This window comes from Flaviflexus huanghaiensis, from assembly GCF_014118685.1.
Lineage (GTDB): Bacteria > Actinomycetota > Actinomycetes > Actinomycetales > Actinomycetaceae > Flaviflexus > Flaviflexus huanghaiensis.
The window spans coordinates 216,395-242,819 of the sequence record NZ_JACFAK010000002.1; the positions used below are offsets into that span (position 1 = coordinate 216,395).

20 protein-coding genes are annotated in these 26,425 nt (G+C 63.3%); 16 read left to right on the plus strand and 4 right to left on the minus strand.

Annotation, left to right across the window (positions count from 1 at the left end):
• Positions 1-14: 14 nt before the first annotated feature.
• The 10 genes from H7E91_RS02670 (at position 15) to H7E91_RS02715 (ending at position 10,044) form a co-directional block, all read left to right on the plus strand.
• Positions 15-767, plus strand: a complete 753-nt coding sequence (locus H7E91_RS02670; RefSeq protein WP_182353545.1) for a YebC/PmpR family DNA-binding transcriptional regulator — start codon at positions 15-17, stop codon at positions 765-767.
• Positions 767-1,528 carry a sulfite exporter TauE/SafE family protein gene (locus H7E91_RS02675; RefSeq protein ID WP_182353546.1) on the plus strand — a complete coding sequence of 254 codons (762 nt, stop codon included), beginning with the start codon at positions 767-769 and terminating at the stop codon, positions 1,526-1,528. Before H7E91_RS02670 ends, H7E91_RS02675 begins: the two co-directional genes overlap by 1 nt.
• A gap of 13 nt (positions 1,529-1,541) precedes the next feature.
• The gene (ruvC, locus tag H7E91_RS02680; protein WP_182353547.1) at positions 1,542-2,174 is read left to right on the plus strand and encodes a crossover junction endodeoxyribonuclease RuvC; all 633 of its coding nucleotides are present in this window, start codon (positions 1,542-1,544) and stop codon (positions 2,172-2,174) included.
• A gap of 36 nt (positions 2,175-2,210) precedes the next feature.
• Positions 2,211-2,798 (plus strand): Holliday junction branch migration protein RuvA, encoded by a 588-nt coding sequence (gene ruvA / locus H7E91_RS02685; protein ID WP_182353548.1) that lies wholly within the window; start codon positions 2,211-2,213, stop codon positions 2,796-2,798.
• Positions 2,795-3,817: a Holliday junction branch migration DNA helicase RuvB gene (gene ruvB / locus H7E91_RS02690; RefSeq protein ID WP_182353549.1), complete on the plus strand. Its 1,023-nt coding sequence runs from the start codon at positions 2,795-2,797 to the stop codon at positions 3,815-3,817. Before ruvA ends, ruvB begins: the two co-directional genes overlap by 4 nt.
• Positions 3,818-3,868: 51 nt before the next feature.
• Positions 3,869-4,213, plus strand: a complete 345-nt coding sequence (gene yajC / locus H7E91_RS02695; RefSeq protein ID WP_182353550.1) for a preprotein translocase subunit YajC — start codon at positions 3,869-3,871, stop codon at positions 4,211-4,213.
• Positions 4,214-6,118 (plus strand): protein translocase subunit SecD, encoded by a 1,905-nt coding sequence (secD, locus tag H7E91_RS02700; RefSeq protein WP_182353551.1) that lies wholly within the window; start codon positions 4,214-4,216, stop codon positions 6,116-6,118.
• On the plus strand, positions 6,119-7,126 hold the full coding sequence (secF, locus tag H7E91_RS02705) for a protein translocase subunit SecF (protein ID WP_182353552.1): 1,008 nt from the start codon (positions 6,119-6,121) through the stop codon (positions 7,124-7,126).
• Positions 7,123-7,665 (plus strand): adenine phosphoribosyltransferase, encoded by a 543-nt coding sequence (locus tag H7E91_RS02710; RefSeq protein ID WP_182353553.1) that lies wholly within the window; start codon positions 7,123-7,125, stop codon positions 7,663-7,665. The genes secF and H7E91_RS02710 overlap by 4 nt, the downstream gene beginning before the upstream one ends.
• Positions 7,666-7,743: 78 nt before the next feature.
• On the plus strand, positions 7,744-10,044 hold the full coding sequence (locus H7E91_RS02715; RefSeq protein WP_182353554.1) for a RelA/SpoT family protein: 2,301 nt from the start codon (positions 7,744-7,746) through the stop codon (positions 10,042-10,044).
• Here the strand turns inward: H7E91_RS02715 and H7E91_RS02720 are convergent.
• Together H7E91_RS02720 and H7E91_RS02725 are read right to left on the minus strand one after the other, a co-directional pair.
• Positions 9,995-10,519 carry a hypothetical protein gene (locus H7E91_RS02720; RefSeq protein WP_182353555.1) on the minus strand — a complete coding sequence of 175 codons (525 nt, stop codon included), beginning with the start codon at positions 10,517-10,519 and terminating at the stop codon, positions 9,995-9,997. The genes H7E91_RS02715 and H7E91_RS02720 overlap by 50 nt on opposite strands.
• A gap of 125 nt (positions 10,520-10,644) precedes the next feature.
• On the minus strand, positions 10,645-12,654 hold the full coding sequence (locus H7E91_RS02725; RefSeq protein WP_182353556.1) for a DUF349 domain-containing protein: 2,010 nt from the start codon (positions 12,652-12,654) through the stop codon (positions 10,645-10,647).
• Between the two features lie 146 nt (positions 12,655-12,800).
• On the opposite strand from H7E91_RS02725, the gene H7E91_RS02730 reads away from it, so the two are divergent.
• From H7E91_RS02730 to H7E91_RS02755, 6 genes are all read left to right on the plus strand, one after another.
• Positions 12,801-13,580, plus strand: a complete 780-nt coding sequence (locus tag H7E91_RS02730) for an MBL fold metallo-hydrolase (protein ID WP_182353557.1) — start codon at positions 12,801-12,803, stop codon at positions 13,578-13,580.
• Positions 13,581-13,640: 60 nt separating this feature from the next.
• Positions 13,641-14,960 carry a histidine--tRNA ligase gene (gene hisS / locus H7E91_RS02735; RefSeq protein WP_182353558.1) on the plus strand — a complete coding sequence of 440 codons (1,320 nt, stop codon included), beginning with the start codon at positions 13,641-13,643 and terminating at the stop codon, positions 14,958-14,960.
• The gene (locus H7E91_RS02740; protein WP_182353559.1) at positions 14,957-16,660 is read left to right on the plus strand and encodes a GTPase; all 1,704 of its coding nucleotides are present in this window, start codon (positions 14,957-14,959) and stop codon (positions 16,658-16,660) included. The genes hisS and H7E91_RS02740 overlap by 4 nt, the downstream gene beginning before the upstream one ends.
• Positions 16,657-18,255, plus strand: a complete 1,599-nt coding sequence (locus H7E91_RS02745; protein WP_182353560.1) for a GTPase — start codon at positions 16,657-16,659, stop codon at positions 18,253-18,255. The genes H7E91_RS02740 and H7E91_RS02745 overlap by 4 nt, the downstream gene beginning before the upstream one ends.
• Before the next feature lie 749 nt (positions 18,256-19,004).
• On the plus strand, positions 19,005-21,440 hold the full coding sequence (locus H7E91_RS02750) for a DMSO/selenate family reductase complex A subunit (RefSeq protein ID WP_182353561.1): 2,436 nt from the start codon (positions 19,005-19,007) through the stop codon (positions 21,438-21,440).
• A gap of 444 nt (positions 21,441-21,884) precedes the next feature.
• Complete coding sequence (locus tag H7E91_RS02755) at positions 21,885-22,355, plus strand: nucleoside deaminase (protein WP_182353562.1); 471 nt, start codon at positions 21,885-21,887, stop codon at positions 22,353-22,355.
• Between the two features lie 539 nt (positions 22,356-22,894).
• Here H7E91_RS02755 and H7E91_RS02760 read toward each other — a convergent pair.
• Positions 22,895-24,778: a DEAD/DEAH box helicase gene (locus H7E91_RS02760; RefSeq protein WP_241698316.1), complete on the minus strand. Its 1,884-nt coding sequence runs from the start codon at positions 24,776-24,778 to the stop codon at positions 22,895-22,897.
• Positions 24,779-24,893: 115 nt separating this feature from the next.
• Positions 24,894-26,300, minus strand: coding sequence for an MFS transporter (locus H7E91_RS02765; protein WP_182353564.1), 1,407 nt, complete (start codon positions 26,298-26,300; stop codon positions 24,894-24,896).
• Between the last annotated feature and the right edge of the window lie 125 nt (positions 26,301-26,425).

Consider the following 26,425-nt stretch of genomic DNA (forward strand, 5'->3'; position numbering starts at 1 on the left):
AGGAGTACATACCCGTGGCGGGACATTCGAAATGGGCAACAACCAAGCATAAGAAGGCTGTCCTCGATAGCAGGCGCAGCAAGCTGTTCGCGCGCCTTATCAAGAACATCGAGGTGGCCGGTAGGACCGGCGGCCCCGACCCCGCCGGTAATCCGACGCTGTACGACGCTATTCAGAAGGCAAAGAAGAACTCGGTTCCGGCCGACAACATCGAGCGCGCCATCAAGCGTGCCGCGGGTGAAGGCGACGACGGCGTCCAGTACGAGTCAATCCTCTACGAAGGCTACGCGGCGGGCGGCGTTGCCATCCTCATGGAGTGTCTGACCGACAACCGCAACCGTGCAGCATCCGATGTGCGCGTCGCACTGTCCCGGAACGGTGGCTCGCTCGCCGACCCGGGTTCAGTCTCGTACCTTTTCCACCGCAAGGGAGTCGTTGAAGTCGCGAAGGGCGATGACGTGAATGAGGACGATATCCTCATGGCGGTTCTCGACGCGGGTGCGGAAGAGGTCAACGATGAGGGTGAGTCCTTCGAGATTCTCTGCGACCCCAATGACGTCGTCGCCGTCCGCTCAGCCCTGCAGGACGCAGGCTTCGACTACGACTCGGCCGAGGTCCAGTTCGTGCCGACGATGAAGGTCGAGGTCGACAAGGAAGGTGCAGAGAAGGTTCTCAAACTTATCGACGCACTCGACGATGTCGATGACATCCAGAACGTCTATTCCAACCTCGACATCCCGGATCACGTCGCCGCCGAGCTCGACTGATGTCGGTCGGCGCCCTCGCGCTACTGCTTGCAGCGGTGCTCATGGGCGGGACCATCCAACGCGTGTCGGGGATGGGCATGGGGCTCATGATCTCCCCGATCCTCACCCTCATCTTCGGCGCCGCGGTCGGGGTGACCGTCGCGAACGTGACGACGATCTTCTCGGCCTTCACCATCGGCATCGTCCTACGGGCCCAGATCGATTGGCACCGATACGCCTACATGGTTCCTTCTGCCCTCGTCGGGAGCATCCCAGGCGGGTTGCTCGTGCGGGAAATGGACGGGGGCTGGCTCGCGGTCCTCGTCGGCGGGATCATTCTCACGGCTCTCGCGCTCACCTACTGGGCTGACCGTCTCACACTCCTACCGGAGTTGCGGCACAACGCGTGGATCATTCCCTTTGCGGCGACGGGAGCGTTCCTCAACACGGTCTCCGGGATCAGCGCCCCGGTTCTCATCATCTACGCCCTCGCGTCGCGTTGGGACCAGCGCTCATTCGCGGCGACTCTCCAGCCGTTCTTTCTCTGGATCGGCCTGCTGTCGGTCGCCGTCAAGATCGGTGTCGGAGCAACACCGGTGAGCGATCTGCCAAGCGCCTGGGTCCTGCCACTCATCCTCGTCACTGTCCTCGCCGCCGTTTCCCTCGGCAGCCGGCTCGCCCTGCGCGTGAGTCCCCAGGTCGCGCGCCGCATCGCTATTGCCGTCGCAGGGCTCGGAGCCGTGTCGACGCTCCTGCGGGGACTTGTCGATGCGCTAGGTTAGTCCCGGAGGAACGATGCGAATCTTAGGGATCGACCCCGGCCTGACACGGTGCGGCATGGGAGTCATCGACGCGGCGGGTGCCCGCAGGGTCGCCTACGTCGATGTCACCGTCGCGCGCTCGACAGCCGAGACCGCGCCCCACAAACGGCTCGAAATCATTGCCGACGAGATCGACCGGATGATCGCCCTCCATCACCCCGACGTCATCGCGGTTGAGCGCATGTTCGCCGAAGATAACGTCCGTTCGATCATCTCGACCGCACAGGTGGCGGGCGTCGCCATGCTCGCAGCATCTCGTGCGAGCCTGCCGCTCGCACTCCACTCGCCCTCCGAGGTGAAGGCTGCAGTTACGGGCGATGGCAGGGCCGAGAAGAAGGCCGTCCAAGTCATGGTCCAGCGCATCCTTCGCCTGTCTGCTCCGCCGAAGCCGGCCGATGCGGCGGACGCGCTGGCGCTCGCCATCACCCACGCGTGGCGGGGCGGCGCTATGTCGCCCACTGCCCAATCAGCTCAGCACGGAGGTGCGGCCCTGCCGCGGTCCGACCAGGAAGGGCTCACTGCCGCCCAACGAGCATGGGCTGAGGCCGAGCGCGGCACGCGGCTCTCCGGAGTCGTCGCGCAGGCCAGCGCGAGGCGCGCCCGCTGATACGATGGAACACATGTTCGATATCAGGGAGCCTGCATGATCACGATCCTGAGGGGCACGGTATTGTCAGTATCGGCCTCGAACGTCGTCATCGACGTCGGCGGTATGGGCTTTCGGGTCATGGGGACCCCGACAACACTGTCCCAGATGAGGGTCGGCACGGAAGCTACCGTTCCCACATCCTTCATTGTCCGCGATGACTCGATGACCCTCTACGGCTTTGCCGACGAGGACGAGCGGGACACGTTCGACATCCTCATCAGCCTGTCTGGCATCGGCCCGAAGATCGGGCTTGCCGTCCTATCTGTTCATACCCCGGATAATCTGCGCGGCATCGTTGAACGGGAGGACATTGCAGCACTTACCCGGGTGCCCGGCATCGGTCGCAAGGGAGCTCAGCGGATCCTTCTCGAACTCGGCAACAAGCTCGGGCCCGCCACGTCCCAGGTCGAGGCGGCCACGCCGTCCTCCGTCACCACCGATGTCATCGCTGCTCTGGTCGGGCTTGGCTGGACCGAGCCGGCTGCCGCCGAGGCCGTGAAAAAGGTCGAGGGTGAGGCAGGGCTTCAACCGGTGTCGCAGATGCTCAAGCTTGCCCTGCAGAAGCTGGGAGGCAAGCGATGAGCGAGGACTATTCGATCGTCGATGCGTCCGCGCCGTCCGCTGAGCGGGCCGCCGAAGCTGCGCTACGTCCGAAGGTGCTCGACGAGTTTGTCGGGCAGGAGACGGTGCGCAGCCAGCTGTCCCTCGTTCTCCAGGCCGCTGTCGCACGCGGCGCCACACCCGACCATGTCCTTCTGTCGGGCCCGCCCGGGCTCGGCAAGACAACGTTGGCGATGATCATCGCAGCCGAGGTTGGGGGAGCGCTACGCTTGACATCCGGGCCCGCGATCCAGCATGCGGGTGACCTCGCCGCCGTCCTGTCCTCCCTGCAGGAGGGTGACGTGCTCTTCATCGACGAGATTCACCGTCTGGCTCGGCCCGCCGAAGAGATGCTGTATTTGGCGATGGAGGATTTCCGGGTCGATGTCATGGTCGGCAAAGGTCCCGGTGCAACGTCGATCCCGCTACCCCTTCCGCCGTTCACCGTTGTCGGTGCAACGACGAGGGCGGGCCTGCTACCGGCACCGCTGCGAGACAGGTTCGGCTTCACCGGGCATCTCGAGTTCTACTCTGCTTCGGAGCTCGCCCAGGTCGTCACTCGTTCGGCCCGCCTGCTCAGTGCAGAACTGACCGGTGATGCGGCTGCTGAGCTTGCGGGCCGCTCTCGCGGCACCCCCCGTATCGCCAACCGCCTCCTGCGGCGTGTTCAGGACTGGGCGCAGGTGCGTGGCACCGGCATCCTCGACCTTGCCGCCGCGAAGGCCGCACTCGACGTGTTCGAAGTCGATGACCTTGGCCTTGATCGGCTCGACCGGTCCGTCCTCGAACTCATCTGCACCCGCTTCGGAGGAGGTCCTGTGGGATTGACCACGCTCGCCATCTCCGTTGGGGAGGAACCGGAGACAGTTGAGTCAGTTGCCGAACCGTTCCTTGTCCGCGAAGGACTGCTGGTTCGCACCCCTCGGGGCAGGGCCGCAACCCGGGCCGCATACGAGCATCTCGGCCTTCTTCCGCCCGATGGCACGCTCTTCGATACATAGCGGTTCTGCCGTATACTCGGCCCTGATTGTCCAGTTGAAAGAGAGTACCCCGTGGAACTCCTTATTCTCGTCGCCATCTTCGGCGGCTTCATGTTCATGATGTCTCGCGCCAACAAGAAGATGGCGAACCGTGTGTCCGAGCAGCGCGAGAACGCGCTCGAGATCGGCAACACGGTCGTCACCGGCTCCGGCATGATCGGCACGATTGTTGAGATCGACGGCGGCGTTGTCACCCTCGAGTCCGCGTCGGGCGATGAGACTCAGTGGCTGACCACCGGCATCTCGTCGGTCATTGAACCGCCCTACGAGCAAGCCTACGAAGCAGAGGGGTCCGACGAGGAAGAGCCGTACGACGGTCTCGCGCCCCGCGACTCTGACATCGACCGCGACCGGTAGGTGACAGCGACAGAAGAGGCGACCGACAGGTCGCCTCGCCCGCGTCTTATCGTCTTCGCCCTCATTGTCATTGCGCTTGTCGCCTCCCTTGCGGCAGGCACACTGACGGGGTCGGAGTCCCGCTGGTCCCCAGACCTCGCCCTCGACCTCGAAGGCGGCACCCAGATTATCCTCACGCCCGTCACCGATGACGGCTCTGAGATCACAGCCGAAGACATCAGCCAGGCCATTGAGATCATCCGCCAGCGCGTTGACGCCTCGGGTGTCGCCGAAGCGGAAATCACGTCCCAGGGCGGGTCGAACATTGTTGTCGGTCTTCCCGGCACGCCGAGCGAGGAGACTCTCGACCTCGTGCGCACATCGGCGGTACTCCGCTTGCGCGCTGTCATTGACTACACGGAGCAGGTGCTCGCCACGAGGGGTCTCGAGACTGTCTACGGGCCGGACGGCGAGGTGACCGAGGAGCAGCTTGCCCGGGCACGTCAACTCGCTGACCTTGACGGTGATGGCACGATCTCGACCGAACCGGCTCAAGCGCCGGAATCGGCATCGGCAGATGAGTGGATTACTGAAGATATCCTCGTCCAGGCGATGACGCTCGACTGCACGTCAGAGTCCGCCCGCGTTCAGAACGCCTATAGCCAGGCTGACAAGCCGGTCGTCGCGTGTGTCCCCGCGACGGGGGCGTCCTACATTCTCGGCCCTGCTGAGCTCGATGGTAGCCACATCGACCAGGCGAGCTCGGGCCCGCGTGTGAACGAGATGGGCCAGACAATCGGCGGTTGGCAGGTCAACATGGACTTCACCGGCGAAGGCGGGGACCTTTTCGGCGAGGTGACGACTCGTCTTGCCGGCTATCCGTACGGCACGGCAAAGAACCTCTTCGCCATTGTCCTTGACGGCTCGATCATTTCCGTCGCCTCTCTTCAGGCTCCGATCTTGGGCGGCAGCGCCTCAATCTCGGGATCATTCACGGCACCCGAGGCGGCGTCACTCGCCAACCAGCTGTCGTTCGGTTCCCTGCCGCTCACGTTCGAGGTGCAGTCGGAAGAACAGATCTCGGCGACACTCGGTTCCGAGCAGCTCGTCAACTCCCTTATTGCGGGCGCCGTCGGTGCGGGCCTCATCGTCCTCTACCTCCTGTGGCAGTACCAGGGGCTCGGCGTCCTTGCGATCATGTCGATCACGGCGGTCATGGGGATCTCCTACCTCACGATCTCCCTTCTGTCGTGGACGATCGGGTACAGACTGTCGCTCGCCGGCGTTGTCGGCCTCATCATTTCCATCGGCATCTCTGCCGACTCCTTCATTGTCTACTTCGAACGAATACGTGATGAGATCCGCGAGGGCAGAACGCTCAAGGATGCAGTGGAGTACGGCTGGACGAGGGCCCGTCAGACGATTCTCGTCTCGGACGCCGTCAACCTCGTCGCCGCAACCGTTCTCTACTTCCTTGCCGTCGGCAGCGTACGCGGCTTCGCGTTCACTCTCGGCCTCACGACTGTCATCGATGTCATTGTCGTCTTCCTCTTCACCTACCCCGTCGTCAAGCTGCTCGTGCGGACGACATTCTTCGGACAGGGTCATAGGCTGTCCGGCATGTCAGCCGCTTCGCTCGGCGCCGACCCCGTCTACGCCGGCCGCGGCCGGATCCGTGACACGGGCGTGTCAAAGTCGCAGGCGAAGGCGGCCAAGAAGAAGGCCGCGAGAGCGGCCGCCGCAGCACGTGTTGCCGCAGCCGAGCGCGCAGAACCTGCCGCCTCAGTCGACACACTCGAGCGAGAAACCAAGACGGCGGATGACAAGGCAAGCGGGACGGAGTCGCGGTCCACACGCGGCGAGAAGCCGATGACCCTTGCCCAGCGCAAAGCGGCCCAGCGCCGCGCAGAGAAGGAGGAGGAGTAAATGTCGATGTACTCTCTCGGCAACGATCTCTACTCTGGCAAGCGCAGTTTCGACATTATCGGGCGGCGGAAGCTGTGGTACACGATCGCTCTCGTCTTCGTCCTTCTGTCCGCGCTCCTTCTCCTCGTCAAGCCGATTAATTTTGGCATTGACTTCCGGGGTGGGTCGCAGTTCACGATCTCCGGCACGGCGAACATGAGCCAGTCGGATGCGATTGACGTCCTCGCGCAACAAACGGGGGATGACACAGCGCGAGTCTCCGAGGTGGGCGCGAACTCCATCCGGGTTCAAACGTCCGAGCTGACGAATGAGCAAACGCAAGAAGTACGGGCGGGCCTCGCCGAGGCCTACAACGTGCCAATCGATGACGTGACGTCAACCTTCATCGGCCCCTCGTGGGGAGCCGACGTGTCGGGCAAGGCGTTGCAGTCACTTGTCATGTTCGTCGGCCTCATCTCGCTCATCCTGTGGGGCTATTTCCGAACGTGGACGATCGCGGTTGGCGCCATTGGCGCTCTCTTACACGACCTCATCATCACAGTCGGTGTGTACGGCGCCTCGGGATTTGAGGTGACGCCCGCGACCGTCATTGGTCTGCTGACAATCCTCGGCTATTCGCTCTATGACACGGTTGTCGTATTCGACAAGGTTCGCGAGAACACGGCCGGGTTCCTCGACCAGAACGAGACGACGTACGCGGAACAGGCAAACTTGGCCGTCAACCAGACCCTTATCCGCTCCATCAACACCTCCGTGACCGGGCTACTCCCGGTCGGGTCGATCCTCGTCATCGGTGTTCTCTTCCAGGGAGCAGGAACGCTACGCGACCTGTCGCTCGCGCTGTTTGTCGGTATGCTGATCTCGGCTGTTTCGTCGATCTTCCTGGCCGCACCTCTTGCGGTCACACTCGGAGAGCGAAGGAAAGACATCAAGGAGCACACGGAGCGCGTGCTCAGCGCCCGTCAGGGAGCTCAGGACACGACGATTATTCGGAAGAAGAAGGCATGACAGATCACCCGTTCCCCAAGGATGTTGTGGAGCTTGTCGAATCCCATGTCCGGGAGGTCGAGAACTTTCCCGCACCCGGTGTTCTCTTCCGGGACATCACCCCTCTTATCGCCGACCCGGTCGCCTTCGCCTCCCTCATCGACATTCTCGCGGACCGTTACCGCGGCACGGTTGATGCCGTGGCCGGGCTCGAGTCCCGCGGTTTTATCCTCGGGGCGCCCCTGGCCGTGGCTCTCGGCGTCGGCATGGTGACAGTCCGTAAAGCTGGCCGCCTACCCGGCCCGGTCGTCGGGATCGACTACGACCTCGAATACGGCTCGGCCCGCATGGAGCTGCAGCCCTTCACGGTCAAGGACGGGGACCGCGTCCTCGTCATCGATGACGTTCTCGCGACAGGCGGCACGGCCGATGCTGCGTTCCAGCTCATCGAGGCCGCTGGCGGCGTTGCGGACACCCTGTGCGTGCTCCTCGAACTCGTTGACCTCGGCGGCCGCGGCCGCCTGCACGACCGTCACGTCCACTCTGTCCTCACGTACTGACGCAACACGGTGCGCATGCGCGGCTGATATCCTCGAGGCGTTTCCGAAATGTCTAGTCCCGGCCGTACAATGTGACCTATGGCCGAAATCGAGAGTGATGTTCCCCGCATCCGGTCCAGGCTGTCCTGGCTGAGCGGGCGGACTCCTCATGTGCCGGCCGCCCTCGAACCGCTCATGGCTGCCATTGAGGGCGGCAACGTCGATCGCCAGAAAGTTATCCGCGCCTACGAGATCGCGGAGCGTTGCCACCAGGGTCAGACACGGAAATCTGGAGAGCCCTACATCACCCACCCGATCGCGGTTGCGACGATCCTTGCGGAGCTCGGGATGGACACGGACACGCTCGTCGCTGCCCTGCTCCACGACACGGTGGAGGACACCGGCTATTCTCTCGACTCCGTCAAACAGGAGTTCGGCTCCGATGTCGCAGTTCTCGTCGATGGCGTGACGAAGCTCGACAAGGTCGAGTACGGCGAGGCGGCCCAGGCGGAGACGGTACGCAAAATGGTGATCGCGATGTCGAAGGACATCCGTGTTCTCCTCATCAAGCTCGGAGACCGCCTCCACAACGCCCGAACCTGGAAGTACGTCTCCTCTGGGTCTGCTCAAGCGAAGGCTCGCGAGACTCTCGAGATCTATGCTCCTTTGGCACACCGGCTCGGCATGAACTCGATTAAGTGGGAGCTGGAGGATCAGTCGTTCAAGACGCTCTACCCCGATGTTTATCGGGAGATTGAGCGGCTTGTCACCGAACGCAGTTCCGGGCGCGAGGCCTACCTGGAGAAGGTCAAGGATCAGATCGCGTCGGAGCTCAAGGCTAACCGGATCCGATGCACGATCACGGGCCGGCCGAAGCACTACTTCTCCATCTACCAGAAAATGATCCTGCGGGGACGGGACTTTGAGGATATCTACGACCTCATCGGGGTCCGTATCCTCGTCGAGTCTGTCCGCGACTGCTATGCGGCTCTGGGTGTCGTCAACACCCTCTACACTCCCATCCAAGGCCGGATCAAGGACTACATCACAACCCCGAAGTTCAACCTTTATCAGTCGATACACACGACCGTCATCGGCCCAGAGGGCAACACGATGGAGGTGCAGATCCGCACGTACGACATGCACAAGCGAGCTGAGTATGGTGTTGCTGCGCACTGGCGGTACAAGGAGGATCCGAACGCGGCTCGCTCGAAGAAGGGCGATCAAACGTCCGACCAGGAGACCCAGCTCAACTGGCTGCGCCAGCTCGTTGACTGGCAGCGTGAGACTGCCGATCCGACGGAGTTCCTCGACTCCCTGCGATACGAAATGTCAGGAAACCGCGTCTACGTGTTCACCCCCAGGGGCGAGGTCATGGATCTGCCGGCGGGATCGACACCGGTCGATTTCGCTTACGCCGTTCACACCGAGGTCGGCCAGCGCACTGTTGGCGCGAAGGTCAATGACCGCCTTGTCACGCTCGACCACAAGCTCGAATCGGGTGACACGGTCGAGATCATCACCGCTAAAAACCCCGATGCTGGGCCAAGCCAGGGCTGGCTCGAATTTGTCGCCTCGCCGCGAGCTCGCGCAAAGATCAAATCGTGGTTCACGAAGAGCAGACGCGAGGAGGCCATCGACGTCGGCAAGGAGCGGCTCGCCAAGGCGATCCGCCGCAAGAACCAGCCCGTCCAGCGCCTCATGACCCACGACACCCTCAAGGGTGTCGCCGATGATCTCAACCGCTCCGATGTGTCCGACCTGTTCGCCGCCGTCGGCGAAGGCCACGTGTCGGCTGAGAACGTCGTCCGTAAACTCATCGCGTCCCAGGGCGGCCAGGCGGGCGTCGAGGAGACGCTCGCTGAGGCCGTCACGCCGACAAGAATCAGGACCCGCCAGGTCGGAGGGAGCGCCGGCGTTGTCGTCGAGAATCTCGACGACTCCGATGTGCTCGTCAAGCTTGCTCGCTGTTGCACGCCACTGCCGCCGGATAAGATCGTCGGCTTCGTGACCCGGGGCAACGGACTGTCCGTCCACCGTGCGGACTGCCCGAACGTCAAGAGCCTCAAGCGTGAGCCGGAGCGTTTCCTGCCGGTCTCGTGGTCCGACGAGGGCGGGTCGATCTATCTCGTCCAGGTTCAAGTCGAGGCGCTCGACCGCAACGGCCTTCTCGCCGATATCGCCCGCGTCCTGTCCGAGCATGGGGTCAACATGATTTCCGGCAACCTCAACACGACGAAGGAGCGCGTCGCGATCTCGCGGTTCACGTTCGAGATGGCGGACGCGAGGCATTTGCAGACGGTACTGCGGGCCCTGCGGGAGATTGAGGGAGTCTACGACGCGTACCGGATTACCGGTACGACACGCCCGTCACAGCCAGCTGAGCAATCAGCTGGATAGCAGCCCACGTATCCCGGCCGCGGAAGCGGTCACCGAGAAAGTCGATGACCTCGTGCGTCTCGACACCGTGGCGCAGGAGTGCGAGGACTGCGGGAACAGCGCGGGCCGGTGGTGCCATGAGAAGATCAGCCGTCGTCCGAACAAGAGTCGTGACGGGCACCCCGTCGAACCAGAGGACGTGATCGTCCTTGAGGAGCCTGCGATCTGTCGTCCATCGGGTTGATTTACCCGGCAGGGGAGCGGTAGGAATCTCCCGCATCGACCGCGGGTTGATGGTCCACTGCCCGGTGTGGACGAAGACGGCGGCCTCATCGACAAGAACCGCATTGCCGCGGATGTTGGCGTGGACGGCATGTGCCCGCATGCTCGCGGTTCGACACAGGTCCGACGGCACTGCCCTGCCGCGGGCGACGACGCACAGCTCATCACCGCGAGGATCCCCGTAGAAATCTGTTCCCGCCGCTATTGTCACCACCGGACGCCAACTCATTGCTCAAGGACACCACGATCCAGCGATGGCGATGGCCGCCGCTCCCCAGGGCTGTGGATGAACGAATGGGGCCCCGTCCGAGTGGACGGGGCCCCATGCCTGAGATGGTGCTACTTCAGCTGGTCGAGCCAGGCGCGGCGAGCATCGAGTGCCTCCTGGGCACGCGCGGCGGCCTGCTCATCGCCCCTCGCTTTCGCGTCTTCGAGCTCAGCCTCATGCTTGGCGATGGCCTCCTCGAGTTGCGCGGCGAACCCGGAGGCGCGCTCAACCTTCGACGGGTCGGATCGGCGCCACTGCTCGTCCTCAGCGGAGCGGACAGCGGATTCGATGTCACGCAGCCTGCCCTCGGTGCGGCTCATGTCCTTGCGGGGGACGAAGCCGATGTCCTCCCAGCGGTCCTGGATATCGTGGAGCTTCGCCTTGGCGGCCTGGATATCCTTGATCGGCAGGATCGATTCAGCTTCCTTGATGAGCTCAAGCTTCGCCTGGAGATTCGCGTTCTGCTCGCTACTGATGGAGTCCCGGTCGGCCTGCCGAGCATCGAAGAACACCTGCTGGGCCGCACGGAACCGTGCCCACAGCTTGTCGTCCTCCTTGCGGGTGATCCGGCCAGCGGCCTTCCACTCTTCGAGAAGATCCCGGTAGGCGGCCGATGTCGCACCCCAGTTCGTTGAGGTCGACATTTCTTCGGCTCGCTTGATGAGGGCCTCCTTCTTGGCGGTCACCTCGTTGCGGTTCGCCTCGACCTGCGAGAAGTGCTGGCGGCGATGACGGTCAAACTCTGTGCGGGCCCGCGAGAAACGCTTCCACAACGATTCCTCAGAAGAACGATCGATCCTCGGCCCAGACTTCTGGGCGGCCTTCCACTGATCAAGAAGCGAGTTGAGCTCATTACGTGAATCACGCCAGTGAGTCTTCGCCGGGTCCTGAGCGGCGATTGTTTCGGCACGTTCAATGAGCGCGGTGCGCTCGGCGAGCGCCTGCAGTTTCGCGACCCTGCGCTCCTCCTCAAACTCCGCCTGGCGAACCTTGAGCCGTTCGCGGACGGCCTCGGTGCGCGTGCGCAGCGCCGCGACGTCGCCGACGACGGCCGGCTCGACAAGTGACTCTTCGAGAGACTTAAGCGCGGGGACGATCTCCTGCGGGTTGACGAACTCGAGACGGGACTCGAGGAGTGCAACCTGCGCGACAAGATCGAGGTACCGACGGACGAAGACGGAAAGCGCATCATCCTTTGAATCGCCGATCGCGTACTGTCCGACGAGACGCTCGCCCTCATCGCCAGAGGCACGAAGGTAGACATTGCCTTCGTCGTCAACACGGCCCCAGGCGGCAGCCTCGGAGGCCGCCTTCGGATCAACCGGGGGAGCGGGCGGGACGACTGCCGGCTTACTCGCGGGCTTCTTCGGGAGCGGAGGGGCCTTCGGGCCGCCCTTCGGCGGCTTCGGAGTCGGCCGCCCCGGGGCAGGCGTTGTGCCGTGAGGAACGGCTTGACCCGCGCCACTTTCGAGTGCCTGCCTGTTCTGAGCCGCGCCGAGTGCATGCTTTTCCTGTGCGGCCCCGAGTGCGGGCTTGGGATGTGAGGGGGAGAGGGCGCGCTGGGCCTGCTCAGACTTAGGGGACTGAGACTCAGCTCCTTCGACGTCAGGCTCATCCGTTTTCTCCGCGGCGGGCACATCCCCCGTGTCGGAGGCGACGGTTGCGGGTGCGTCTGTCGCGACGTCATCCACAGTGGCTTCGGTTGAGATTTCCGCATCCGACGTCTGGCCGTCACCGCTACGACCCGGGTCACTCACCGCGGCCACAGGATCGGGTGCGGGTGTGTCGGTGAGGAGATCCTCGGCCGATGTCGTCTCGGGAGCTGGCTCATCTGCTCGCTCGGGTTGGCTCTCAGTCTCGGGCGGTGCGGACGGTTCCTCCGTCGGGTCGGCCGGAGTGGGCTCCGAGGGTGGGACTGCTGTGCCTTCGACTGGGTCGGTCGGGACGGGCGTCTGGGTGTTCGGCCCGGGCGAGACGAGGGGGGCGTCAGACGCAGGCGTCTCGCTACCTTCCTCAGGGAGGTCGGGGACCCTGGGATCTTCGTTTTCTGTGGGTTCATGACCCTGCGTTGACTGCGTCATATCGCTCCTTGGGACGGGGTCGGCAAGCGCGTAACCGTTCTCGTGTTCGGACGTCAACATTGTACGACGTTCCCCGGCGCCTATGGGTACTCGGACGGAAGTTCATCGTCTTGGAAAGACCGGACGGACAGGGCTAACGTGGGTTCATGCGCTTGTTCATTTATACCGAGACGGCCTTCGAGGCGAACTGCTACATCTGGGAGAATACAGACACGAAGCAGGCCATGGTCGTTGACCCCGGTGCGGGTAGCGCCGAGTGGGTCGAGCAGAAGCTCGCGGCCGAGGGACTGGAGCTCGTCGGCGTGCTCCTCACTCACGGGCACCCGGACCACGTGTGGGATGCTGCGAAGGTGGCTGGAGACAAGCCGGTCTTCATCGCCAAGCCGGATGCGTACAGGCTTGATGACCCGCTGTCGCACACGCCATTCACCGCCTCTCCCCTCATCAGCCAGTTCCTCACGTGGGACAAGCCTGACAACGTCCACATGATCCCCGACGCATGCCTCCAGGGCTCCGGCGCGCAGATTCTCCCCGGCTTCCCCGTTCGGGCCGTTCTCATGCCCGGCCACACGGAAGGGTCAGTTGGCTACCTGACTGCGGGAACTCTCGAGGACGGAGTTGGAGCGATCACCGTGTCATCGGGCGGCTGCGGAGGCGGCGGCTGTGACGGGTGTGACTGTGGGGCCGGCGGCGAAGCCGAGCCGGTCGCCATTCTCTTCATCGGCGATGTCATCCTCGGTGAGTCGATTGGGCGGACCGATCTGCCTGGCGGGGATGATCGGGAGATGCAGGCGACCTTGCGCATGCTCACCGTGTCGATCAACCCAGACACCGTGCTGTGCACCGGCCACGGGCAGCTGTCGACCCTCGGCTACCAGTTGCAGGCAAACCAGTTCCTTCGCGCCGCCACCATGGCTGACGCCTGATTCGCCACAACGAGCCGACCCTGACAGCAGGCGGGTCATAGCCGTGCGATAATAGCGGCCATGGCACGTCACTTCTCCCTTTCCGGGTTTCCCGAATGGCTACCCGAGCAGCGGCTCGTGGAACAGCATGTCCTCGCCACCCTCCAGCGGACATTCGAGCTTCACGGATTCTCCGGCATCGAAACGCGGGCCGTTGAGCCCGTTTCCCAGCTTCTCTCTAAGGGCGAGACCTCGAAAGAGATCTATCTGCTGTCGCGGCTCCAGGCCGAGGCGGGTAGCGATGATGCCGAGCTGGGCCTCCATTTCGACCTGACCGTGCCTCTTGCGCGCTATGTTGTTGAGAACGCGGGCCGGCTCATGTTCCCCTTTAGGCGCTACCAAATCCAGAAGGTGTGGCGGGGCGAACGCCCTCAGGATGGGCGGTTCCGCGAATTCGTTCAGGCCGATGTCGATGTCGTTGGCCAGGACACACTCTCCCAGCATCACGACATGGAGCTACCGCTCGTCATGGTCGATGCTCTCGGGCGGCTTCCGATCCCGCGGGTCGTTGTCCGGGCGTCTAACCGCAAGGTTGCTCAGGGCTTCTACGAAGCCGTCGGCATCACCGACATCGAAGGCGCCCTGCGTGCCATCGACAAACTCGACAAGATCGGCGAGAAGGCCGTCGCCGAGATGCTCGTCGCCGATGGGGCGACGCAAGAGCAGGCCGAGCAGGCTCTCGCCCTTGCCCGCATCCACGGCTCCGACGGGTCGATTGCCGACCAGGTACGCGCGCTCGGCGCCCGCTCTGATCTGCTCGATGAAGGGCTCGAGGAACTCGTTACCCTCATCGAAGGCGCCAACGCCCTCATTCCCGGCGCCGTCACAGCCGATCTCAAGATCGCTCGCGGCCTCGACTACTACACGGGCACGGTTTACGAGTCGACAATGATCGGCCACGAAGACTTGGGCTCCGTCTGTTCGGGTGGCCGCTACGACTCGCTCGCGACGGATGGGAAGAAAACGTACCCGGGTGTTGGCCTGTCGATCGGGGTTTCACGGGTTCTCGCCCGCGTTCTTCAGGCTCCGCTCGTTGACACATCCCGACGCGTCCCGACTGCTGTACTTGTTGCTGTCATGGATGAGGAACATAGGGCCGAGTCTGATCGGATTGCGATGCAACTGCGAGACCGCGGCATCCCCACCGAGGTGTCGCCATCGGCGGCCAAGTTCGGCAAGCAGATCCGATACGCGGACCGTCGCGGCATTCCCTACGTGTGGTTCCCCGGTCAACCAGACTCGGTCAAGGACATCCGCTCCGGTGAGCAGTCGGATGCTCACGCGGGAGAGTGGATGCCGCCCGAAGACGACCTGTACCCGACCGTGCGGATGACGTCATGAGCGACGTTGCGCCGCTCCTCAAAGACCTGCGTCAGACCCTCGATCGGCTGAGTTTCCCACTCGACCTCCCACAGGCGGCCGATGCTCGGGAGGAGACAGCCGACCTTCGCCATCAGCTCGATGACTACGTGCTACCGCGGCAGGAGTCCCTCGACGCACCGCTTCTCGCGGTTGTTGGCGGCTCGACCGGCTCCGGTAAGTCTGCGCTCGTCAATGCTCTGACTCGCACCCGCGTCGCCGAATCCTCCGCAATCAGGCCGACCACCCGCACGCCGCTGCTCGTCCACCACCCGGATGACAGGGTGTGGTTTGAAGGAGACCGGATCCTGCCCGAGCTCTCCCGCATCCACGGCGGCGCAGGCGAGTCTCACTCGGAGCTTGGCATTGCCGAGACTGCGACTCTTCCACGCGGCCTCGCCCTGCTCGATTCACCTGACATCGACTCAATTGTCGAAGAGAATAGGCGGCTCGCCGCCCAACTGCTTGCAGCCGCTGACCTGTGGCTGTTTGTTACGACAGCGGCACGCTATGCGGATGCGATCCCGTGGGGGCTGCTCGACGAGGCGGCGGCCCGCAACATCGTCATCGCCATCGTCCTTAATCGCGTGCCACCGGGCGTCGGCGCCGAGGTCCGCTCGGACCTCGCGAGGCGCCTTGAGCAACGCGGACTGTCGCACGCGCCCCTGTTTGTCATCGGCGAGAGCGATCTCAGCGAGGGCGGTCTCATCCCCGAACCCGATGTCACCGGGATCCGTGCCTGGCTTGAAGGCCTCGCCCATGATTCATCCGCGAGAACCGCGGTCGCCCGACAGACCCTCGGTGGCGCAGTCGACGCCCTCACCGTCCGCGGTGAGACTCTTCTTCCCGCACTCGGCGAGCAGCGTGACGCTCTCGTCACCCTCGCCTCCCAGGTGGATGACGCGTTTGCTCATGCTCACGCGAAGGTTGTCGCCGCCGTCGACGATGGGTCTCTTCTGCGCGGCGAGGTCCTTGCCCGGTGGCAGGACTTCGTCGGCTCCGGCGAGATTCTCCGTCAGGTTGAGGCGGGAGTCGGCAGGCTGCGGGACAAGATCACCGCATGGTTCCGGGGCGACGCTCAGGAGAAGGCCCAGGATGTTGAAGAGGCGATCGAGGACGGCATCGCCCGCATGCTCGTCGGAGAGACAGAATCCGCCATTGCCACCGTTGAGCGAGCATGGGCTCGCGGGTTGGGCGGGGAATCCCTCGTCGCAGAGGCAGCACAGCGGCTCCGCTCACACGAGGAGCGAGTCGACGTTGCGACACTGCTCGTTCGTGAATGGCAGGGGAGGCTAGCCGACCTCATTCGCGAAGAGGGCCAAGACAAGAGGGCGGCAGCACGGGTCCTGTCGCTCGGCATCAACACCGTTGGTATTGCACTCATGATCGTCATCTTCGCCTCGACCGCGGGACTGACCGGGGGCGAGGTTGTTGTCGCTGGCGGCACCGCTGTTGTCGCCCAGAAGGTCCTTGAGGCGATTTTTGGTGACGAGGCGGTGCGCCGCATGGCGCGGACGGCGCAGGAGGACCTGCATCGCCGTGCCGGCGAGTTCATGGTTGTCGATGCTGAGCCGTTCCGCGATGAGCTGGCGACCCTCGGGGTCGATGCGGCTGCCGGTGACAACCTGTCAGAGGTATTGGCGCTTCTTGCCGCGGCGCGGCGTGAGGAGCAGGGAGAGTGACAACGTTGAATGAAGGCCTGCACGACCTCAGCCGTGCCATCGATCTCGCCGCAGGCAAAGTCCCTGGCGACCTGCTTGCACGTGCCGCGGCCTTGCGGGACACGATCATCGAGCGGCAGGCCGCGGGTCTCGAGACGACAGTGGCGGCGCTGTTCGGCGCAACAGGGTCCGGCAAGTCATCCCTGTTCAACGCCCTGGCTGGCGAACAGCTGGCCCGTGTCGCGGCTCGTCGGCCGACGACGAGCGCACCCATGGCTGTCTCTCAGCAGCCCGCGTCCGACGTTCTCGACTGGCTCGAGGTCAACGACCGGCACCTGAAGTCCGGAATGTTCAGCACTCACGGGGACCGCATTGTCCTGCTCGATATGCCGGACATTGACTCGACTGAGATAGAGAACCGGGAGATTGCCCAACGGCTTGCCAGCGTCGTCGATGTCCTCATCTGGGTGCTTGATCCCCAGAAGTATGCTGACGCAGTCGTTCACGAAGACTACTTGCGGGCGATGAGCGAGCACTCCGATGTCACCCTTATCGTTCTCAACCAGATCGACACCATTGATGAGGTTGAGCGCATGAGCGTCCGGAAGGACGCCGAGCGCATCATCCGCGAAGACGGGCTCGATGCTGATGTCATTCCAACCTCGGCACGCACCGGGGAGGGGATCTCTGATCTCAAGGCCCGCATCGTGTCCGTTGCCGCGACGCAGGAGGCCGCCTACGAGCGTATGACAGCCGATGTTCGCTCGGTCGGCAACGACCTCAAGAGCAATCTAGGTGAGCCCGGCAAGGGCGTGACGACGAAGGATCGGGAGGCGATTGTCTCGGCAGTTGCCTCGGCCGCCGGTGTCGACCATGTCGCGAAAGCCGCGGCAGGTTCCTACCGGTACCGCGGCAGGACATGGGTGGGATGGCCGCCACTTGCGTGGCTCCGTTCTATTCGGGTCGATCCGCTCAAGGGCCTCCACTTGCTTCCTGAAAAAGGGGAGGTGCCTGCACTCACGGGTGTGAGGGCAACCCCCGCGAAAGAGTCTCAGGTTCAGGGCCTTGTCCGCGGCATAGTCACCGACGCGACGGAAGGTATGCCGCCCGCGCGGCGGAGGGACGCCGCAGAAAGTGCGGAGTACAGGGTCGGCAATGTCCTCGACCACGCCGACCGCATCATTGCCCGCGCTGATCTCGGCTACTCCGAGAGGCCCGGCTGGTGGTCCGTGTGGCGGCTCCTCCAGTGGGTCTTCCTCCTCATCGCGGCCGCAGGCGCCATCTGGATCGGAGTTCTCTGGGCGTTCGAATCCCTCGCCATGCCGCTCCCAGATACTCCACAGTTCGGTGAGTTCCCGGTCCCGCCCGTTCTCTTCCTCGGCGGCCTTCTCATGGGCCTTATCCTCACGATACTCGGCAGAGCCTTCCTCACGTCCGGCGCCAACGCGGTCGAGCGCAGGGTCCGCAAGACCCTGACGAAGGAGATCACGCCGGTGACGGAAGAGCACATGCTCGCTGGCATCGATCGAGTGATCGAGGAGTCGGAGGAGTTAAACGAGATCGCGGAGCGGCTCATGCATGTCGGCCGCTCGTCGAAGAAGAAGCGACGCGCGTAGTCGAGGCCTGTTCTACCTCTGGTGACGGACGGGCCCCTTGGCCACGGAGGTTCCAACGGGAACCCCGGAGCGGTTCAGCGGCCCGCAGTGCAGGCTCAAATATCCCAGGGGTTCACTGCGCGCCGCGGTTGTCGTCCGTCGCCTGTTCTCGTCAATGTGCGTGACCAGTGTCCCGGCCAACCCCGCGACAAACTCGAATGCGGTGGGGTGGGCGTCGAGATGAGGCCCTCATTCAGGGCGTCGTCCCATGTGTATTGAAAGCTCCGCTCGGCACGCCGAGACTTTCGCTTCCGTGCTGGGCAACGTGGCTAGACAGTGCTTGCCTCCGCAGTGGTGGCGGCGTCTTCGGAACTCTCAACTGACAGGTGAGCGACGACGATGGAATGGCGGGTGGAAAAGCACGCCATGACGATAGTTGGTCGCGGCCGCCGACAGTGGCGCCAGCCGGGTACGGACGTCCCAGAATCTCACGGGTGAGTCTGGATGGATTACGTACTGTATGTATGTCGAAAATAGCGACACCTGAGAATCGTGTGATGTGTCAAGAGAGCGTTTTGTCGACCTTATCCCCGTCAAACCGCGGAGTTTCGGCATTGACGCGAGCGAACCTCGAACGGGTCAAAACCGATACGCGTAAGCCTAAAACTCGCCGATTCGGTAACCCTGAAAAGTCGTAGACCTTGGTCCCGAATGGCACAAACCCTCCGACGTATATTTCAAGAGAATTCACTATCTATACAGGACCAGACATGTCAATAGTGAGCGAAGGACTTTCTCGCCGGTCCATGATCGCATGGTCGACGGTTGCAGCGGGCGGTGCAAGCCTCGTGGCGGCGGGAGCGTTCCCGTTCGGAGGGGCGACACCGGCCAACGCAGGGGGTCTGGAAGATGCCGATAAGACGATCTGGAGTGCCTGCCTCGTCAACTGCGGCTCGCGTTGCCCGTTGCGGCTGCAGATCAAGGACGGGGTCATCGCCCGCGTGCTTGCGGACGATACAGGGAGTGACGAGCTCGGGGATCAGCAGATCCGCGCATGTATTCGTGGCCGCTCGATCCGGCACAGCATTTACAGCCCGCACAGGCTGAAGAAGCCATTGGTACGCCGACCGGGGACAAAGCGCGGGGACAAGGTCTTTGACGAGATTTCGTGGGACGAAGCAACGAGCCTCGTCACGGATAAGATCACCTACACGAACGAGAAGTTCGGCCCCGACGCCATTCACTTCCTCTACTGGTCAGGCGTTGAAGGCGGCAACTTCACCCACAGTGGCGGTTTCCGCAGGCTCCTCAAGAAAACCGGAGGCTTTCTCGACTTCTATGGCACGTACTCCGTCGCCTGCATGGTCGATGCGATTCCGGCGCACTATGGCACGTGGGGTTGGGATAACTCCATGAACGACGCAGCCAACTCGAATCTGCTTGTCCTGTGGGGCGACAACTCGCTCGAGACCCGCATGTCCGGTGGCGGATGGACGTACATTCTTCAGCAGGTGAGGAAGCAGAACCCGGGCCTCAAGATCATCGTCATCGACCCGAGGTACACGGATACCGCACAAAACCTCGCAGACCAGTGGATTCCCATTCGTCCCGGCACCGACGCGGCGCTCGTTGCTGGCATGGTCCACCACATGGTGGAGAGCGACCTTCACGACCAGGAGTTCCTTGACCGTTACTGCCTCGGCTTTGATGAGGATCATATGCCCGAGGACGTGCCGGCGAACTCGTCGTACCTGTCCTATATCCAGGGCCTGGGCCCGGACGGCGTCGAAAAGACACCCGAGTGGGCATCTGAGCTCACCGGTATCCCTGCCGAAACGATCCGCAATTTCGCCGTGCAGATGGCAACTGCCAACCCGTGTGCAATCCGCCAGGGGTGGGGCATTCAGAGGCAGGCCAACGGAGAGACGGCCTGCCGTGCACCGATGCTGCTCGCCAACGTCATCGGTAGCGTCGGCAAGCCCGGAGGCGGCACCGGCGTTCAGGCCGGTAACCACGGGGTGCCCGTCATGTCGTTCGACAGCTACAGCGAGAACCCCGTCGAAGCCCTTATCCCGACATTCCTCTGGACCGATGCCATTGACCATGGCAAGGACATGACTGCGACGACGGATGGCATTCGCGGGGCGGACAAACTGAAGAATGACATCAAGATGATGGTTGTCTACGCGTCCAATACCCTCATCAACCAGCACTCGGATACGAACCGGACACGAGAGCTTCTCGAGGACGAGTCGAAGTGCGAGTTCATCGTTGGTATCGATAACCAGATGACGCCCTCGATGGAGTACTGCGATCTCATTCTTCCGGAGACGACCTGGTCCGAGCGTGAGGACTTCATCGCAGGTATCCGCGGCGGCGACATGGGCTTCGCCCTGTACATGAGCAAGTCGACCGAGCCCCTGTACGAAACGCGCGACGGCTGGGACATGTGCGTCGACATCGCCAAGAAGCTTGGTATCGAGGAGGAGTTCACGGAAGGTCTGACGAAGGAGGAGTGGGTCGGGCGCATTTACGATGATTCGGTTGCTGCCGTTGCCGAGGCTGGCATGACTCCGCTTCCCTCGCGCGAGGTCATGCGCGAACAGGGCGTCTACCGTGATGTTCGGGACCCGATGAGTGGAATCACCTACAAGGACTTCATCGATGATCCGGAGGAGAACCCGCTCGGAACACCCTCGGGCAAGATCGAGATCTTCTCCCAGGCGTTCTACGAGGCGAGCAAGGCCTTCGAATTGCCCGAAGGAGACAGGATTCCGGCGCTGCCCGAGCAGGTCGAGACCTTTGAGGGACACGAGAAGGTCACGGAGGATTCCGAGTATCCTCTCCAGTGCATCGGCCACCACTTCAAGGGCCACGTGCACTCGAGCTACTTCAAGGTTGATTGGCTCCTCGAAGCCCATCGCCACGAACTGCAGATCAGCGAGAAGGATGCGAAGGCCCGCGGCATCTCCAACGGCGATGACGTGTTCGTCTTCAATGATCGCGGACGTGTGCGAGTGCCTGCCTTTGTCACTCCTCGCATCATGCCCGGAGTTGTCTCGATCCCGCAGGGCGCGTGGCTCGACGCAACGGATGACGGTATCGATGAGGGCGGTAACATCAACACCCTGACGTCCTGGCACCCGAGCCCGTTCTCCAAGGGCACAGCGCAGCACACCAACCTCGTCGAGGTTGCGAAAGCGTAAGTCGAACGCACTGCGGCTCGGGCCGTCGGATCGTTGTTGACTTGAGGGAGACCTCCGTAGTCGAGTTGGAGCTGTCTAGTTCCCTTACTCGTACTCACGGAGGTCTCTCATGTCCCACGCCAACGCCCGCCTGGCTCCGGCCGGAAGACCGATGATGGTTCGGCGTATTCATTTGGGGCGTGCTGCTGCGCATGTCGCTGCCGAGATGGGGTGTCTCTCGAACGACGGGATGGCGGTGGTGGCGCCGCTTCCGTGAGGCCGGCCTGGCGGAACCGCTCGAGCGTTACCCATTTCCACCCTCCCTTTTCGGACGGACCGCATGTGTAGATGCGATCAAAATCCGAAGTCTCTCATCGAAAACTGCGCGAAAGTCCCGGCTCTGCGTGCAGAACGATCTATGGTGGACGTACACATGCTCGACGATGCGACGACGGAGATCCCGGGATGAGCACACGACCAATTGACGTAATCTTCGGAGAGCTCATTACCGAGACCGCTTCCCGCGTCACCTCGGGGTATGGCCCGTTCGGGGCAGCCGTTCTTCTCCCTGAAGGGGAGACGATCTCCGGGTTCAACAGCGTCACCATCTCCCACGATCCAACTGCCCATGCTGAGATCAATGCGATCCGGGCCGCGTGTGCTCTGCTCGGCTCCCACAGTCTTGCTGGCGCCACACTCCTCGCCACCTCCGAGCCGTGCCCGATGTGCTTGACGGCCGCCATGTGGGCTCGTCTGGATCACGTCTACTACGCGGCGACGATTGCGGATGCCGCCGCAGCTGGCTTCGATGACACCGCTTTCTATCAGCAGGTTAGCGAGGGTCCCGCCGACTTCAGATACACCCATATCCCTCATCCCGACCGGCTCCTGCCGTTCACGACATGGACGGAATACGACGAGAAGGTCCCATACTGAAGCTCTAACCGGACACCTGCGCCGAATGCTCCTGGTTGGTTGGCTTCTTCTCACTCCGCCTGCGTGCGGCTCATGGGTCGGTCTTGTCGACGAAGCGTCTCGTGACTGGATACTCGCGCTTTACCTGACAATCGTCCTTTAGAGTTCCGGGCGCGAGGCTTCACACAGGGGTCGAGAGTCAAGGGCGGCAACTTTGGGAATGATGGCGGCGGCTTCCGCAGGCTGCTGAAGACCGCCGGTGCTTCCTCGACTACGACGGCACGTACTCGGTCGCCTGAATCGGACGAATGGCTCCAGCGGCTCTGCGAGGATTCGGCTGCCGCGATCGAGGAGGCCGGCATGACGCCCGTGACCACCTTGCGCCCGACCCCATACCCCAAGGGAACGGCGCAGCACACCAACCTCGTCGAGGTCGAGAAGGTCTAGGCCGTAGCCAGCGCTCACAACTGAAGCAGCGAGCGCTTACGCCAAAGACGTGGGGCCCCTCCGAAGAGGGGCCTCACGTGTGTCACTCAAGAGTGACGTGTCGCTCCGCTGTCTCAGTAGTCTCGGCGACGCTTGGGAGCTGCGCTACGACGCTTGTCGAAACGGTCACCCCCACGCTTGAATCTGTCTCCACCGCTCATGCGATCCCCACGATCGCCACGGTATCCGCCACGATCACTGCGGTAGCCGCCACGGTCGCCACGGTAACCGCCTCGATCGCCGCCACCCCCGCGTGGCCCCTCATCGGGGCGAATCTTGAGGGCACGGCCGGATACTTCGGCGTCATAGATGCGGTTCGTCGCATCGGAGGAGAGCTCGCCGAGAATCTCAACGAGGGAGAAGGATGGGTAGATGTCGATCTTGCCGAGGTCCGAGCCACGTAGGCCGCCCTCGCCCGTGATCGCACCGACAATCGCGCCAGGCTTGACACCATCACGGTGGCCAACCTCGACGCGGTAGCGTCGCGAGCCTGCCATGGAGCCGCGCTCACGGCGTTCGCCGCGGTCTCGGTCGTGACGGTCGCCGCGCTCGTCGCGGACAGTGATGCGGTCCGGCTCATCATCGGCCTGCGGGCCGGGATCACGAACACCGAGAGCGAGCAGGGCGTAGACGAGGTCGTCGACAGACATGTCGGTCTCGTCAGCTTCCTGGGCAGCTTTGAAAGCTGCGAGAGTTTCCCGGTAAACGGAGAGCCTGCCTGCGGCGTGACGCTGGACGGCCTCCTTGATAAGCCTGTCGGCACGAAGCTTCGACACTTCGGCCGGCGTGGGGAGCTCGACCTCTTCCATGTTCGCTTTGGTCGCCTGCTCGATTTTGCGCAGGCGAGCGCGTTCACGGGGAGTGACAAACGATAGGGCAACGCCCTCGCGGCCAGCGCGGCCCGTGCGACCGATCCTGTGAACGTAGGTGTCGATCTCCTTCGGGATGTCGAAGTTGATGACGAGCCCGATCCGTTCGACGTCGAGGCCGCGGGCGGCGACATCGGTGGCGACGAGGACGTCGAGGAAGCCTTCACGGAGGCGGTTGACGAGCTTCTCGCGATCACGCTGGGCAACATCACCAGACAGGGCGGCGGCCTGGACGCCGCGAGCATTGAGCTCAAGTGCGAGTTCCTCGGCCGAGGCGCGGGTGCGGACGAAGACGAGCGCCGCATCGGCCTCTGTTGTTGCGAGGACGCGGGCGAGTCCGCCAATCTTGTGGCGGGAGGGCACGACCGCGAACGTCTGCTTGACCGTGGCGACGACCGAGCGCGGGTTGGACACGGAGATGTGCTTCGGGTTCGTCATGTGATGCTCAGCAACCCGGCGGATCTGTGGTGGCATCGTCGCCGAGAAAAGCGCCGTCAGGCGGTTCTCGCTTGGCAGCGAAGCGGCGATGGTCTCAACATCTTCAGCGAAGCCCATGCGCAGCATCTCGTCGGCCTCATCGAGGACAAAGTAGGAAACGCGGGAAAGGTCGAGAGCGCCCTTCTCAATGAGGTCCATGACACGGCCCGGCGTGCCGACAACGACCTGTGCGCCGCGCTCAAGGGCGCGGATCTGCGGAACATAGGACGAGCCGCCGTAGACGGCGACAACATCGATGTCGCGGGACAGCGCCGCGAAGTCCTTGATAGCATCCGCAACCTGCATGGCCAACTCGCGAGTCGGTGCGAGGACGATGGACTGGACCCGGCGCTTATCCGGGTCAATCTGGGCGAGCAGGGGCAGGCCGAAGGCGGCGGTCTTGCCGGTGCCTGTCTGGGCAACGCCGACGACGTCGCGGCCGCCGAGGAGGACCGGGATGGTCTCTTCCTGGATGGCGGTGGGAGTGGTGAAGCCGAGCTTCTCGACCGCGTCAAGCAGGTCATCGGGCAAGCCGAGCTCAGCAAAGGCCGACGCAGTGGGCTCTTCAATTATGTCAATTTCGGGGGTGTTCAGTTCAGGCGATTCCGCCATTGTCTTCCTCATCTGCCGAGCTGCCCGAATTCACATACTCGCAGCCTCAGCTATCACGGCGCCCCTCGGGCGCGTGGCGTCGTCCGCCACCGGCGCACGTTGCGCCTCGACCACTCTAGCGAGTGTCGACTGAATTCGGCAGATCCGCGGCGGTGACCTTCGGCTCAACACGGAACGACACGGCGAAGGAGAAGGCGGCAAGGCCGCTCATGACGACAAGAAGAATGAGGAACGACGGGGTGCCCTGGCCCGCGACGAGAGCGAAGACAATGCCGGCGACGGCAATGGCAAGAGAAGCGCCGAGCGTGTCTGACAGCTGAAGGGCTGCAGACGTGCCGCCCTGCTTCTCGACGGGCGTGAGAGACAGCGCGTGGGTCGCCATGGCCGGGAAGGCCATGCCGATGCCGAGGCCAGCAATGGACCAGGCGACGATGAGGAGGATGGGGGAGACGCTCGACCAGGCGACAGGGATCGTCATGAGGCACCCAACAAGCATGATGAACGAACCCCAGGTCGCGATGTGCTTTCGCTTGTTCGGGTCGACAACCCTGGCTTGGACGAAAGAGCCGAGAGCCCACGTGATGCTCCCGAACGTCAGCGTGAGCCCGGCCTGGAACGGGTCCCAGCCGTGGATCCGCTGAAGCATAAGGGGCAGGTAGATTTCGACGCCAATGAACGTGCCGTTGATAATCCCGCGGAAGGCGACCGTCGAGGGGAGCCCGCGGTGAAGGCTGATCGTGCCAGGTGGAAGGAGCGGCCGCACGAAGGCGAGGGAGGCCACCATCGCGACACCGATGACGACGTATGTCAACACGGTGAAGTCATCTGCCGTTGTGCCGGAGAGGACCTGGAGGATGATGGCGGCACCACCGGTGCCGAAGGCGAGGACGGAGATCCGGGGGAGGCCCGAGAGGTTACCCGTGAACTCCATTGGGGGCAGGATCGCAAGAACCCTCCCGATTGCGGGAAGCATGAAAATGAGAATGATCGGAACGATGGCGAACACCCAGCGCCAGTGGATCTGCTGCACGAGGAAACCCGAGATTGCCGGTCCCACGAGGGAGGGCAGCACCCACGCTGCGGCGAAGAAGGCGAAGAACTTCGGCTGCCGAGCGGCCGGCACGAGCCTGCCAACGAGCACATAGAGCGGAACAACGCAGAGGCCGCCGCCCAAGCCCTGAACGAGGCGGCCGATCGTGAAGATCTCGATCGTCGGCGCTGCGGTACAGATGATGAGACCAACGGCGAACGCGGACAAGCCGGTAAAGAGGGCGGTTTTCACGCCCTTCGCATCGACCCACTGACCCGCGAGAGCCGTTGTCATGAGCTGGGCGGCAAGAGCGATGCCGTTGGCGAGGGCGTAAAGGTGTTCGCCTTCCAGCGAGCGGGTCACGGTCGGCATTGCTGTTGTGACAGCGAGTGCTTCGAAGGCGATGGCGGTGATGATCGCTGTTGCCGTCCACAGAAGCCACCGCTGAGCGGTTTCCGATGCTGTGGGCTGGGGCTTTGAATTTTTCGCCATGATGGGCATTGTCTCACCGGTTCTCGGCGGCCGACGACATGGACTGGGGTGATGCGTGTCCTACACTGTACCTTGGCGTCGGCTCGTCTCGCCGCCGCCCGGGCCCGCCCGTCTCGCGGGTCAGA